The 12006-nt window shown below is 70.9% G+C and carries 12 protein-coding genes and 1 tRNA gene; 3 read left to right on the top strand and 10 right to left on the bottom strand.

The window, feature by feature from the left end; translation table 11 throughout:
- A partial coding sequence (locus tag BUB97_RS16430) for a choice-of-anchor I family protein (protein ID WP_073136660.1) occupies window positions 1–3980 on the bottom strand: 3980 nt, incomplete at its 3' end.
- 208 nt (window positions 3981–4188) lie between these two features.
- Between BUB97_RS16430 and BUB97_RS16425 the strand changes: the two genes are divergently transcribed.
- Complete coding sequence (locus BUB97_RS16425; RefSeq protein ID WP_073136658.1) at window positions 4189–4413, top strand: hypothetical protein; 225 nt, start codon at window positions 4189–4191, stop codon at window positions 4411–4413.
- A gap of 20 nt (window positions 4414–4433) precedes the next feature.
- Here the strand turns inward: BUB97_RS16425 and BUB97_RS16420 are convergent, their stop codons facing one another.
- From BUB97_RS16420 to BUB97_RS16400, 7 genes are all read right to left on the bottom strand, one after another.
- Window positions 4434–4898, bottom strand: a complete 465-nt coding sequence (locus BUB97_RS16420) for a hypothetical protein (RefSeq protein ID WP_073136656.1) — start codon at window positions 4896–4898, stop codon at window positions 4434–4436.
- Window positions 4895–5443: a hypothetical protein gene (locus tag BUB97_RS16415; protein ID WP_073136654.1), complete on the bottom strand. Its 549-nt coding sequence runs from the start codon at window positions 5441–5443 to the stop codon at window positions 4895–4897. The genes BUB97_RS16420 and BUB97_RS16415 overlap by 4 nt, the downstream gene beginning before the upstream one ends.
- A gap of 147 nt (window positions 5444–5590) precedes the next feature.
- Window positions 5591–5761, bottom strand: a complete 171-nt coding sequence (locus BUB97_RS26275; protein WP_175562653.1) for a hypothetical protein — start codon at window positions 5759–5761, stop codon at window positions 5591–5593.
- A gap of 138 nt (window positions 5762–5899) precedes the next feature.
- Complete coding sequence (locus BUB97_RS26270) at window positions 5900–6052, bottom strand: hypothetical protein (protein WP_175562652.1); 153 nt, start codon at window positions 6050–6052, stop codon at window positions 5900–5902.
- Between the two features lie 173 nt (window positions 6053–6225).
- Window positions 6226–6301 (bottom strand) — tRNA-Glu (locus BUB97_RS16410).
- A gap of 48 nt (window positions 6302–6349) precedes the next feature.
- Entirely contained in the window at window positions 6350–6532 is a 183-nt protein-coding gene (locus BUB97_RS16405; RefSeq protein WP_073136652.1) for a DUF2256 domain-containing protein, read from the bottom strand.
- A 39-nt stretch (window positions 6533–6571) separates the two neighbouring features.
- A complete protein-coding gene (locus BUB97_RS16400; protein ID WP_245818328.1) occupies window positions 6572–6862 on the bottom strand; it encodes a hypothetical protein in 291 nt (96 codons plus the stop codon).
- On the opposite strand from BUB97_RS16400, the gene BUB97_RS16395 reads away from it, so the two are divergent.
- Both BUB97_RS16395 and rpoH read left to right on the top strand, forming a co-directional pair.
- Window positions 6849–7844 (top strand): RluA family pseudouridine synthase, encoded by a 996-nt coding sequence (locus BUB97_RS16395; protein ID WP_073136650.1) that lies wholly within the window; start codon window positions 6849–6851, stop codon window positions 7842–7844. The genes BUB97_RS16400 and BUB97_RS16395 overlap by 14 nt on opposite strands.
- 357 nt (window positions 7845–8201) lie before the next feature.
- The gene (rpoH, locus tag BUB97_RS16390; RefSeq protein WP_175562651.1) at window positions 8202–9089 is read left to right on the top strand and encodes an RNA polymerase sigma factor RpoH; all 888 of its coding nucleotides are present in this window, start codon (window positions 8202–8204) and stop codon (window positions 9087–9089) included.
- A 318-nt stretch (window positions 9090–9407) separates the two neighbouring features.
- Here rpoH and BUB97_RS16385 read toward each other — a convergent pair whose 3' ends face one another.
- Window positions 9408–10580: an MFS transporter gene (locus tag BUB97_RS16385; RefSeq protein ID WP_073136648.1), complete on the bottom strand. Its 1173-nt coding sequence runs from the start codon at window positions 10578–10580 to the stop codon at window positions 9408–9410.
- A 131-nt stretch (window positions 10581–10711) separates the two neighbouring features.
- Window positions 10712–11998 carry a Gfo/Idh/MocA family protein gene (locus tag BUB97_RS16380; RefSeq protein WP_073136646.1) on the bottom strand — a complete coding sequence of 429 codons (1287 nt, stop codon included), beginning with the start codon at window positions 11996–11998 and terminating at the stop codon, window positions 10712–10714.
- Window positions 11999–12006 lie beyond the last annotated feature (8 nt).

Below are 12006 nucleotides of genomic sequence, written 5' to 3'. Positions count from 1 at the left end.
TCACCGAGCCCGCCGGCCATGCTGTCCGCGCCCGCGCCGCCGACCAGCCGGTCGTCGCCGGCACCGCCCAGCAGCTGGTCGTTCCCGCCATTCCCGACCAGCGCGTCCTCGCCATCCAGCCCGGAGAGGATGTTCGCCCCGTCGGTGCCGAGGATGCGGTTGTCGAGCGCATTGCCCGTGCCCGAAACCGCCGCGCCCTCCAGCATCAGCTTCTCGACATTCGCGCCCAGCACGTAGTCGATCCGCGCCGTCACCCGGTCGTAGCCCTCGCCGGCCAGCTCCACCACCACGTCCCCGGCATCGTCCACCATGTAGCCGTCATCGCCCAGGCCGCCGAACATCTGGTCGCTGCCGGCACCCCCGAGGAGACGGTCGTCGCCGCCGAGGCCATGGAGCGCGTCGCGCCCACCATCGCCCAGCAGGCGGTCGGCGCCTTCGGTGCCCTGCTGCGGGCTCCCTAGCACCGTATCCTCGCGCACCGCGACGTTCTGGATGCGCTCGTCGCCGGCCTGTCCGCCATCGGCCTCGTCATAGGCGGCCTCCGCCGTCCCATGCACGGCCTTCAGATACTCGGCCAGCGCGTCCTGCTCGCTTCCCTTGGCGGCGAAGCCCGAGGCGCCGTCGGAGAGAAGGGAGTTGTTCAGCAGGTCCACCCGGTCCTCGGCATAGAGGCCGATCGGATAGCCGTCGCCGCCATCCGCCAGGAAGCTCAGCGTGACCATCCGGATGGCACGGGCCGCATCGCCCACCAGCTCGCCGTCGCGCATGATGGTGTCCAGCACCGCGCCGTCCTCGCCGAGGATGACCAAGTTCTGCACCCGCTGCCCGGCCCGCTGCACGCTGCCATCCGCATTCAGGACTTGCGAGGGCGCCGTCGCGTCATAGCTGAAGGAAACGCCGCCGATCTGGCCGAACGAGCCCGGCGTGGCGCCCGGCGCGACGCCGGCCACCGCATGCTCGAAGATCCGCACCAGCTCCTCGGCCGAGACGGTCACGATGGACAGCGCGTTGTTGAAGCGCAGCGAGTTCTCGATGTCGAGCTGGCTCACCGCGCCGGCCGGCTTGCCCGCAGCCGGGTTGCCTTGCGGCGGCAGCTCGCCCGCCTCCGCGCCGGTGCCGATGGCGCCGATCTCGGCCCGGATGCCCCCGCCATTCTTGATGGACACGGTCACGGCCGCATCCACCTGCTTCGCGACGAAGAGGTTCGCATCGGCCGAGAGGTTGCCGAGATTGGTCTCCTCCGTGCGCACCTCGGCGCGGCGGCCCTCCAGATACACGTCGGTGAAGCCCAGGACGTTGCCGTCCTTCTGGGTGATCACGGCCGAGACGGCATCCGTCACGTCCTTCACCTCGCCGCCGCGCGTGCCCTCCGCATAGGCGTCCTCATTGCCCCACAGGTCGGCGACGGTGTCCTCGTTCACCACCACGGGGCCGGAGAGGCCGGGGTCGATGCTGTCGGGGACGATGTCGCCATTCTCGTCGAAGGTGACGACGAGGCGCCCGACATAGGAGTACTCGCTGCCCGTGTTCACCACGGCCACCGGCTTGCCGTTGGCGCCTGTCACGATCACCGGATAGGTCTGGGCGGCGGCGTCGCCGGGCTGCAGCGGCTCGTTCCCGTCGGCAAAGACGGCATGGCTGCCGCCGGCGACGATCACGTCCACGCCACTCAGCTTGCCGGCCAGGTCGAGCTCCAGCTGGTACTGCTGCAGGTGGCTGAGCAGGATAATCTTGTCCAGGCCCTGCGCCGTCATCTGGTCGATCAGCGGCTGCAGGATGGCGGCCAGCTCATCAGTGTTGTCCACCCCGCCATCGCCCGCGGGGTCCTTCACCGCCACGCCACCCACGGAGGAGATGGAGGCCAGGAGCTGCGTCGTGACGCCCAGCACCCCGATGGTCTCGCCACCCTCGGTGATCGTGGTCCAGGGCGCGACCTGCTGGTCCGCGGCCTCGGCCGCCAGGCCGCCCGGCGTGGCCAGGTCCCCGGCCGTCGTGGCGTAGCTCGCCGCGTCGCGCAGCAGCTCGGTGAACAGCGCCTTCATCGCGCTGTCGTCGCTGAAGTCCAGATTGGCCGAGAGATAGGGGAACAGCGCACCAATCGAGGTGATCGCCCCGCTCGTCGTGCCGCTCCCCTTCGCGAAGTCGATCGCCGCCGCCAGCGCGTTCGAGCCGTAGTCGAACTCGTGGTTGCCGATGGTGCTGGCCTGCACGCCGAGCGCGTTCATGATGGCGATGTCGATGCCACCCTGGCTGAGCGAAAGCCCGCTCAGCTCGCTCGCCGGAACGCCGAGCAGCCAGGCATAAAGGTCGATCATCTCGTCGCGGACGGTGGGGTCGGTCCCCGCCGCGCCGAAGGGGCTCGGGATGAAGTTGTCACCCGAGGAGAGGGTGATGCTGTTGGCGACGCTGTCCTCGAGCCTGTCGACGATGGCGGCGAACTGGCTCGCGCGGGTGGTGGCCGCCAGCCCCGCCTCGAAGTCGGAGGCGTGCAGGATCTGCAGCGTGAAGTGGCCCGAGGACGGCGCCTCGACCTCCAGCTCATGCACGGTGGTCAGGCCGGAGCCCTCGTTCGGCGAGATCAGGAGCGGCCCGTCCACGCCATCCGGCCCATCCCCGGCCGAAACCACATGGATCACCTCCGGCGCGTCATCCGTCTCGATGAGACCGGCATATTCGGCGCTGGTGGGAGAGGTGATGGCGAAGGCCATCACGGAATCGGCCCGCTCCAGCGCGACGAAGGCGTAGAGCTGGCCGTCGATGGTGCCGAGGGTGATGCTCTCCGGCTCAGGCCCCTTGCTGTCCGAGCGGTTGTCGTCGAACAGGTCCGGCCGGGCCTCGGCCAGCATGCGCTCGATCATGTCGCCGGAGTCGAAGGTCTGCTCCAGCCCGTTCTCCGTCACCTGCCAGATCGAGAAGCTCCGCCCGCCCATCGAGTGCAGGACGTCAATGTCGCCGTCCCCATCCGTGTCACCGTCCACGGCGGAGACCTCGAGCCGGCCCAGCACCGCATCGGCCTTCAGCGCGGCCACCGCTTCCGCCCCGCCGAAGCTCGCCTCGTCGAGATTCAGGTCCTTCACCCGGGCCACGTCGTCGTAGTCGCCCCATTCCGAGGCATCGCCCTCATTGGCGGTGACGAGATAGGTGGCGCCCTCATACTCGAAAGTCGCGATCCCGTCCGGCATGTAGAGGCCGCTCAGCGGGGCATTCACGATGTTTACCCCGCCATCCCGGTCGGAGATGTCGAGACCGTTGCCCTCGGCCGAATGATCCTTGGTACCCAGCCCGTAGACGCCCTCATAGGTCAGCGTCTCCAGGTCCAGCACCGCAATGGCGTTGTTCTCCTGCAGCGTGATGTAGGCCATGCCGCCATCGGCCGAGAGCGCGATGTATTCCGGCTCCAGATCGGTCGCGGCGGTGACGCCCTCGACGCCCGTGATCCGCACCCCGGCCGCGCGCAACGCCTCGGTGTCGAAGCCGCCGAAGCCGAGGAAGGTGCTGGCACCCGTCGCCACGTCGATCACCGCAACGCCGCCCACCGGGTCGCCCGAGGCATTCACGCCGTAATCGTCGTTCGGCTCGCCCTCGATCGCGACAAGGAGGCGGCTGCCATCGGGAGTGAAGGTCAGCATGTCCGGCACGGCGCCGACCTCGACCTGGCGGATCAGCTCGGCGCCGCTGCCATCGGCGGCCAGGCGATAGAAGGCGATGACGCCGTTGCCACCATCCTCGGCATTGTCATAGGCGACCGCCATGATGTCGCCCTGCACGGCGACGCTGTTCCCCGTGCCCAGGCTGCCGAGATCCGCGGCGGCGAGGCTGAAGCGCAGCGTGCCGTCGGCGATGTCCAGCGCCTCGACCCCCGTGGGCCCGAGCACGAGCACGAGGCCGCGCTGCGCGTCATAGGCCACGACCTCCGCGCTTCCCGCGGTGGATCCCGAGCTGTCCTTGGTCCAGAGGAGCTCTGAATTGATCGCAGGCATGTACATCATCCCAGACATGGCGTGACTGGGCGCAGCGCTTAACGAAAGATGAATCGCGCTTCATGCATGGTTTCGTGACACTTACCTCCGCCCTCCGGCACGCGCCCCGTCGGCAAGCCGCCGGAGCCAGCCGAGCCGGGCCATGCAACTCCGCCCAGGCGCAGCCCGATGTTCAGCCAGCGGCCGCAACCTGGGAAAGGGACGAGCGATGACGGATCCCGACGAGGAGGAGCCGGCGGAATACGCCTCCCCCGCCTGCTTCCTGCACGAGCTCAGCCCTGAATTCGCCGGGCTCACACCGGCCGCGCCGCCCCCCGGCGCCCCGCCCGGCGCGGGAGCATCACCGCCGGAAGCCGGATTGCCGGAAGAGAAGGGGCAGGCCCCCGCGATCCCCGCCCACGCGCCGCTCCCCCGCGCGGAGGAGAAGGGCTGACCGGGGCGCCCGCCAGCGCCCTACTGCAGCGCGCCCCAGCGCGGCACGGCGGGCTCCGCCGCCGCCCATTTCCAGCGCCCGTCCTGGCGGCAGGCGGTGGTGACGAACCAGTCGCCATCGGAGACGGAGAACAGCGCCTCCCGGCAGGTGGCGAGCGGCGTCACCATCTCCCGCACCAGCCGCACCTCCCCCTCCTCGTTGCCGATGGGGATGTCATGCTCGATCCGCCAGCGGCGCACCTCGCCCGGCGCAAGGCCGCCGATCGCCTCGGCCACCGCATCCTGCTCGCCCCGCGCCCGGACGCGCACGGCCCAGTTCAGCCCGGCCTGCACACCCGCCCGGGTGCCCACCGCGATGGCGAAGCCCGCCGCCGGATTGCCCGTGGCCGTGCCGGCCGCGATTCCGGCCACGGCCCCCGTCACATCGGCCGCCACGCCGCACCCGGCCAGGGGGAGCAGCAGCAGCAGGGCCAGTGCCCGGCTCATTGCAGGCTGCCCCAGCGCTCCGTCGCCGGCTCGGCCGAGGCCCAGCGCCAGGCCTGCCCGTCGCGGCAGACATAGGCGGTGTAGAAGCCGCGCCTCGGCGCCTCCTCCGGCCGCGTCGTCGCATCGACCGAGAAGATGATCTCCTTGCAGTGGATCGGCCCGGCCTCGATCACCCGGACCACCGTCACCTGGCCGCGCTCATCCGGCTCGATCGGCACGTCATGGGCAATGGCCCAGCCGGCCACGCCGCCCACGGGCAGCGGGCCCGCCGCGGCGGCCACACGGTCCTGCGCCGCCGCATGGGCGCGCCGCTGGGCATAATGCAGCCCCGCCCGCACCCCGGCCTGCACGCCCAGCCCTATGCCGGTGGTGGTAGTGGCCCCGGCGCCCACCGCATCGGCGATGGCAGCGCCGCCCAGCCCAGCGCCGGCCGCACTGCCTTCGGCCAGCAGCTCGGAGCAGCCCGGCAGGGCCAGCCCCGCCAGGGCGACCAGCAGGAGAGGGTGGCTGGCCAGGGGCCATCGCAGCCATCGGCTCGGGGTCATGCTCTCTCCTGGCCCTGGTTCTTCAGCAAACAGGCCCAGGAAGCGCAGCCGGCGATCTTCCGCAACCGTCGCCCGGGCAGGTCTCGCGCGCCCCGCGATCAACTCGCCGCGCTTACGGCGCCGGCTGCCGGGGCGCCTGGGCGCCGCCTACCGGGGCGCGTCCTCCGCATCCGCGGGCTCGCCCTCGGGCCGCCCGGACCCGGCGGCGTTCTCCTCGGCCGCCTTCTGGTCCAGCTTCTTCTGGGCCTTGGCCTGGGCCTTCGCGGCCTTGTCCCGTTCCCGCTGCGCGCGGTCCTGGCTGTAGTTCGGCTTTCTCAAATCAGCATCCTTCCGGTGTGGTCGGGCTCGTGTGCCGCCTTCCGCGGCCCGGCGCCAGACCCTTCCCCAATCCTGTGATCCAGGGCAGCGCCGGCCACGGGGCCAGCCCCGGCCCGCCGCGCCGCCGCCCGGCCCCGGCTAGCGGTTCCGCGGCCCACGCCCGAGATGCGCCAGCGCCGCCGCATAGGCGTCCTCCGCGCTGCGGAACCCGCCCGGCCCGCTCTTGAAAGGCTGGTCGTCCCGCGTCAGCCGCCAGCCCCAGCCGGCCGCTCCGGGACCTCGACGCTCCACGACGATTTCAGGAGCGGAAGCGGAGGGCTGGGTGGACGGGCGAGTCATCATCATGGCACCCGGACAGGCCGCGACGCCAGCCGCTCACAGATAGGAAGAATGGAGGAGATATGCCCGAAGGCGGCCCGACCCGCATCGGAAGGCTGGCAAGGCCTGCGCCCGCCAACGCCCGATGGCGTCCCCAAGGGGATTCGAACCCCTGTTACCGCCGTGAGAGGGCGGTGTCCTAGGCCTCTAGACGATGGGGACGTTGTGGCCGTCGGTGGAGGCGGCTTCTATCCGCCATGCGGGGGGTGATCAAGCGGGGTCCGGCGCTTTTTCCGAATTCTTTTTCGCCAGAGGCTTCGCCAGCGGGCTCGCAAGTGGGTGCCGCCCCTCCCGGCAGGCGGCGGAGCAGAAGCGCACCGCCTCCCAGTCCCGCGCCCATTTCCGCCGCCAGGCGAAGGGGCGGGCGCAGGCCGCGCAGGTCTTCTCCGGCAGGGAAGCCTAGCGATGCGCCACGCCCTCGGTCGCCCCTGATCAATCGCCCAGCCGGATCTCGCCCAGCGCCCGGCCGTTCCGCGTGTCGAGGATCACGAGCCGCTCGCCATCCGGGCGCTGCACCCACACGGCCACCCGCCCCTCGAAGCCCGGCGCGATGCCGGCGATGCGGCTTCCGGCCGGCTGGCCGAGGGACATCTCCACCGGCGGGCCGGAGGGCGCGGCCGGAATGGCCTTGCCGGCGCGCTGCACGATCATCACAACCAGCGCCACGCTGGCGGCGACGATCAGCACCCCCATACCGACGACGAGAATCTTGAGCGCGCGCACCGAACCCTCCGAAAGCCTGCCCGGCACCCTGGAATTCACCGCCACCGCCGAACAGGCGGGGGACAGGCTGGACCGGGCCTTCGCCGGCATGGGCGGTCTCTCGCGCTCCCGCGTCAAGGCGCTGGTCGAAGCCGGGCACGCGGCGCGGGGTGGCGTGACCACCACCGACCCCTCCGAATCGCTCCGGCCCGGGCTGCGCTACACCCTCGCCGTCCCCCCGCCCGAGGCCGCCACCCCCCAGCCCCAGGCCATGGACCTGACCATCCTCTTCGAGGACCGGCACCTCATCGTGCTCGACAAGCCCGCCGGCCTCGTCGTCCACCCCGCCCCCGGCAACCCGGACGGCACGCTGGTCAACGCCATCCTCGCCCATGCGGGGGAGGAGCTCTCGGGAATCGGGGGGGAGAAGCGCCCCGGCATCGTCCACCGGCTGGACAAGGACACGAGCGGGGTGATGGTCGTCGCCAAGTCCGAGCCGGCACACCACGCCCTCTCCACCGCCTTCGCCGAACGCGACCTGGAGCGCAGCTACCTCGCCCTCACCTGGGGCACCCCCTCCCCCATCTCCGGCAGCGTGGAAGCCCCGATCGGCCGGCACCCGGCGGACCGCAAGCGCATGGCCGTGGTCGACCGCGGCGGCAAGAACGCCCTCACCCACTACGCCACGGAACGCGCCTGGGGGGCGGCCTGCGCCCTGGTCCGCTGCCGCCTCTCGACCGGCCGCACCCACCAGATCCGCGTCCACATGGCCCATATCGGGCACCCTCTGGTGGGCGACCCCGTCTATCTCCGCCGCACCCCCGCCGCCGCCCGCGGCCTGCCCGAAGCGGCACGGGAGGCCCTGCTGGCCTTCCCCCGCCAGGCGCTCCACGCCCAGTCCCTCGGCTTCCGCCACCCCGTCACCGGCGAGCCCCTCTCCTTCTCGTCGCCCCTCCCGCCGGACATGGCGGCCCTAATCGCCACCCTCGACGCCGCCGCCTGACCACCGCGCGCGGGCAGCCCCGCATGACCGGCGAGCAGGCCAGGGCTGCACCCCCGCGCCAGGTAACCAGACTGTATCAGTCGGGTTTTTTCTTGCGAACAGGGCGGGAATAGATTACAAGCGGGTCAGCTTCAGCGGCCGGGTGCCTCGAAAGGGGTCCGTAAGGAAAGCCTGCCAAGCTCCTTTCGCTCCCGCGAAACATCGCGGGAAAACCTGAGGGGTCACAGGCGTTCTAGAGGGCTCAGGGCCCAGCACGCGAAGATGAGGTGCGGATCCTCCGTACCAACGATTAGACCGCCCGTGCGCCCGCCATCTCTACCGGGGGCAGCCCGGCCGGCTCAGGAGGCAGATGCGTTCATGGCTTCCACTTCGATGATCCCCATTGCCCCTGAGGGCAATCTCTCCCGCTACCTGCAGGAGATCCGCAAGTTCCCCATGCTCGCGCCGGAGGAGGAGCTCTCCCTCGCCAAGCGCTGGCGCGACAACCACGACGAAGGGGCCGCCCACAAGCTGGTCACCTCCCACCTCCGCCTCGTCGCCAAGATCGCCATGGGCTACCGCGGCTACGGCCTGCCGGTCGGTGAGCTGATCTCCGAGGGCAATGTGGGCATGATGCAGGCGGTGAAGCGGTTCGACCCGGACCGCGGCTTCCGCCTCGCCACCTACGCCATGTGGTGGATCCGCGCCGCGATCCAGGAATACATCCTGCACTCCTGGTCGCTGGTGAAGATGGGCACCACCGCCGCGCAGAAGAAGCTGTTCTTCAACCTGCGCCGCCTGAAGGGCCAGATGGCCGCCCTCGAGGAGGGCGACCTGAAGCCCGAGCAGGTCGAGAAGATTGCCCGGGTGCTGCAGGTGCCGGAGCAGGACGTGGTGTCGATGAACCGGCGCCTCGCCAGCCCCGACAACAGCCTGAACTCCCCCATCCGCGCCGATAGCGAGGGTGAGTGGCAGGACTGGCTGGTGGACGACAGCGAGAGCCAGGAAGAGGAGCTCGCCGAGCGGGAGGACATGTCCAACCGCCGCGACCTGCTCAACGGCGCCCTCAGCACCCTCAACGACCGCGAGCGCCACATCCTGATCGAGCGCCGGCTCAAGGACGAGCCGACCACGCTCGAGGAGCTGTCGCAGCAGTACAACATCTCGCGCGAGCGCGTGCGCCAGATCGAGGTCCGCGCCTTCGAGAAGCTGCAGAAGAACATGAAGCAGCAAATCGTCGAGCGGCGCCTGGCCGTCAGCTCGTAAGGCCGGGCAACACGCCCTGGGGCGGTGGAGCAATCCACCGCCCTTTTTTTGTGCCCGCTTCTTCCCGCGCCACTCGGAGGGCTCCGCCCTCCCCCCGCCAAGGGCCTGAGGCCCTTGGAACCCCGTCTGACTGCCGTGGATACCCTTGATCGAGGGGATCTCTGGTTGAGGGTGCCCTTCCTGCCGTTGCGGTCGCCTCGGGTCATCGACCCGAGGCGCACCGTCAGCCGAGTGAATCCAACTTGAAGAAAAAGATGATGGTGAGGGGTCCGGGAGAGGAAGAATTCCTTCTTCCTCTCCCCGGGACAGACCGTCAGCTCAAGCCCCGCCCACCGGCCGGTCCCGCCCCAGAAGCAGCAGCACCCCGCCCAGGCACCCGATAGCCCCGGCCAGGAACACGGCCGGGTAGCCGCCGAGGCCCACGATCAGCCCGGCCAGTGGCCCGGAGAGCCCCACCGCCACGTCCAGGAAGGCGCTAAAGCTGGCGATGGCCAGCGCCCGGCTGCCCTCCGGCACCCGCCGCACCGCTTCCACCCCCATGGCGGGGAAGATGAGCGAGAAGCCCGCCCCGGTGAGCGTGGCCCCGAGCAGGGCCAGCGAGGCGTTCGGGGCCTGCCAGAGCAGCAGCTGCCCCACCGCCTCCAGCAGCAGGGACCCGCCCGCAACGCGCCGGCCACCGAGCCGGTCCGGCAGGTGGGAGAAGAAGGCGCGCATCAGGATGAAGCCGATTCCGAATCCGGTCAGGGAAAGCCCCGCCCCTTCCCAGCCCCGGCTGGCGAAGTAGAGGGCGACAAAGCTGCCCAGCACCGCCTGGGGCGCCGTGCCGAGGCAGAGCACCGCCCCCTGGCGCCAGACCAGGCCGATGACGCCCAGGAAGGAGGCCCGCCGCCCCCGCGCCTGGTGCGGCGCCATGGCCGGCCGGCTCAGGGCGATGAGAAGGCCGATGAGCGGGAGCAGAATGGCCGCCACCGCCACCCCCGCGAAGCCCGCCCGCTGCATCAGCAGCAGGCCCAGCGGCGCCCCGGCCCCGAGCGCCACGAACATGGCGATCCCCTGCCAGGTCATCACCACCCCCGTGCGATGCGGCCCGAGGGTCAGGATGCCCCAGCTCATCGCGGCGGTGAGGAACAGGCTTTCCGCCGGCCCCATCACCAGCCGACCGACCAGGAGCACCGCGAGGGAATGGCTGGGATCGGCCAGCAGGGTCGAGAGCAGGAGGAGCACGCCGGACAGCGCGGCGAGTGGAAGCCCGATGAGCGCCGCCGTCTTCGGCCCGCGCGCATCGATGAAGGACCCCGCCCATTGCCGGGTGAGGATGGTGGCCAGGGACTGGATCCCGACCACCCACCCCGCGGTGACAAGGCTGAAGCCGAGCTCGTCATGCACGCGGAGCGAGAACACCGGCAGCGGCATCGCGATGGCGAGGAAGCCGGTGAGGACGATCGCCACGAAGGGCAGAAGGCGGCGTGTCGGAACGGGGGGAGGATTCATGCGCAAGGCGCCTCTTTCGGGGCCCGGGGGCCCGTGGGCGCGTTGGATGACGCTAACGCTTGCGGCCGGCGCGGACTGGCCCGCCGGGCGGCGCCTTCTGCCCGCCCGGCACGCGCCGCGTCAAGCCGCCGCTACCCCTGCCCGGCCGGCTCCGGCCCCCGCGTCGGGCCGGGCGGCCGGGGCAGCTCCACCGGGCGCCCCTCTGCGGCGGAGCGGTAGATCGCCGCCATCAGCGCCTGGTCCTGCGCCCCCTCCTCGCCCGGCGTATGGGGCCGCCGGTCGGCGCGGATGCAGTCGGAGAAGTGGTCGATCTCCAGCGCGAACTGGTTCTTCTCCTCGATCCGCTTCTGGAGCCGCCCCGCGACATCGCCCTCGCGGCGCGCGATGTAGAATTGCTGCCCCGTATAGGCGAAGGCATTGGGCATCTCGATCGTGCCGCGCTCGAAATGCAGCCGCATCGTCTTGTCGTTGAAGGCGTCGTAGCCGCAGAGGCAATTCGCCATCACGCCCGAGGGGAAGCGCAGCGTGAAGGCCACACTCTCCTCGATCTCCTTCCAGCGCGCATCGCCCGGCGGCGAATACTGCCGCGCGAAGACATCCACCGGCTCCTCGCCCGTGATGTAGCGGGTGGCGTTCAGACAGTAGAGGCCGATATCCGGCAAGGCCCCGCCCCCCGCCAGCGCCTTGCTGAACCGCCATTGCGGCGCCGTGCCGGAGGACTGCACGTTGGTTGCCTCGATGAAGCGCAGCTTGCCCAGCTCCCCGCTGCGAACCATGCGGATCGCCTCGCGGTTGTTCGGCTCGTACTGGCAGCGATAGGCGATCATCAGCTTCACCCGCGCGCGCTCGCAGGCGGCCACCATCGCCGCCGCGTCCTCGGGCGTGGTCGCCATCGGCTTCTCGCAGAGAACATGCTTGCCGATGGCGGCCGCGCGCTCCGTGTATTCGCGGTGCTGCGCGTTGGGCAGGGCGATATAGACGGCCTGCACGGCCGGGTTGTCCCGCAGCCGCTCCATTTCCTCGTAGGAATGGATGGCCTCCTGCGGAATGCCATAGCGCCGTGCCACCACGCGCGCCTTCTCCGGGCTGCCGCTGACCAGCGCCACGGCGCGCGAGCCCTTGGCCTCGCCCAGCGCCGGCAGCATCTCCTCCACGCTGATCCGGCCCAGGCCGATGATGGCGTAGCCGATCCGCTCGCCGGGCGGCACCGGGTTCGGCGCGGCCGCCGGCGGCGGCTCCGCCTCGCCCCGCCAGTTCGGGAAGAGCACCCGCCCCTCGCTCACCCCGCCCAGATCGGTCCCGGTCGGCGGCGGATATCCAGGGGCCCCGGCCCCGCCCAGGGCCAGCCCGGCCGCGGTCAGGCCCCCGGCACGCAAGAGGCCACGCCGGCTCGCGCCGCCATCGGAATCCTGGGGCATGTCATTCT

This window comes from Muricoccus roseus, from assembly GCF_900141905.1.
Classification (GTDB): Bacteria; Pseudomonadota; Alphaproteobacteria; order Acetobacterales; family Acetobacteraceae; genus Roseomonas; species Roseomonas rosea.
This window is presented reverse-complemented; position numbering and strand designations above follow the sequence as displayed.

What these genes read in the sequence shown, in the direction of transcription:
- BUB97_RS16415 (WP_073136654.1), bottom strand. Translation starts at nt 5,443, where the DNA reads ATGACCCCGAGCCGATGGCTGCGATGGCCCCTGGCCAGCCACCCTCTC.
- BUB97_RS16425 (WP_073136658.1), top strand. Translation starts at nt 4,189, where the DNA reads ATGACGGATCCCGACGAGGAGGAGCCGGCGGAATACGCCTCCCCCGCC.
- rpoH (WP_175562651.1), top strand. Translation starts at nt 8,202, where the DNA reads ATGGCTTCCACTTCGATGATCCCCATTGCCCCTGAGGGCAATCTCTCC.
- BUB97_RS16385 (WP_073136648.1), bottom strand. Translation starts at nt 10,580, where the DNA reads ATGAATCCTCCCCCCGTTCCGACACGCCGCCTTCTGCCCTTCGTGGCG.
- BUB97_RS16380 (WP_073136646.1), bottom strand. Translation starts at nt 11,998, where the DNA reads ATGCCCCAGGATTCCGATGGCGGCGCGAGCCGGCGTGGCCTCTTGCGT.
- BUB97_RS16420 (WP_073136656.1), bottom strand. Translation starts at nt 4,898, where the DNA reads ATGAGCCGGGCACTGGCCCTGCTGCTGCTGCTCCCCCTGGCCGGGTGC.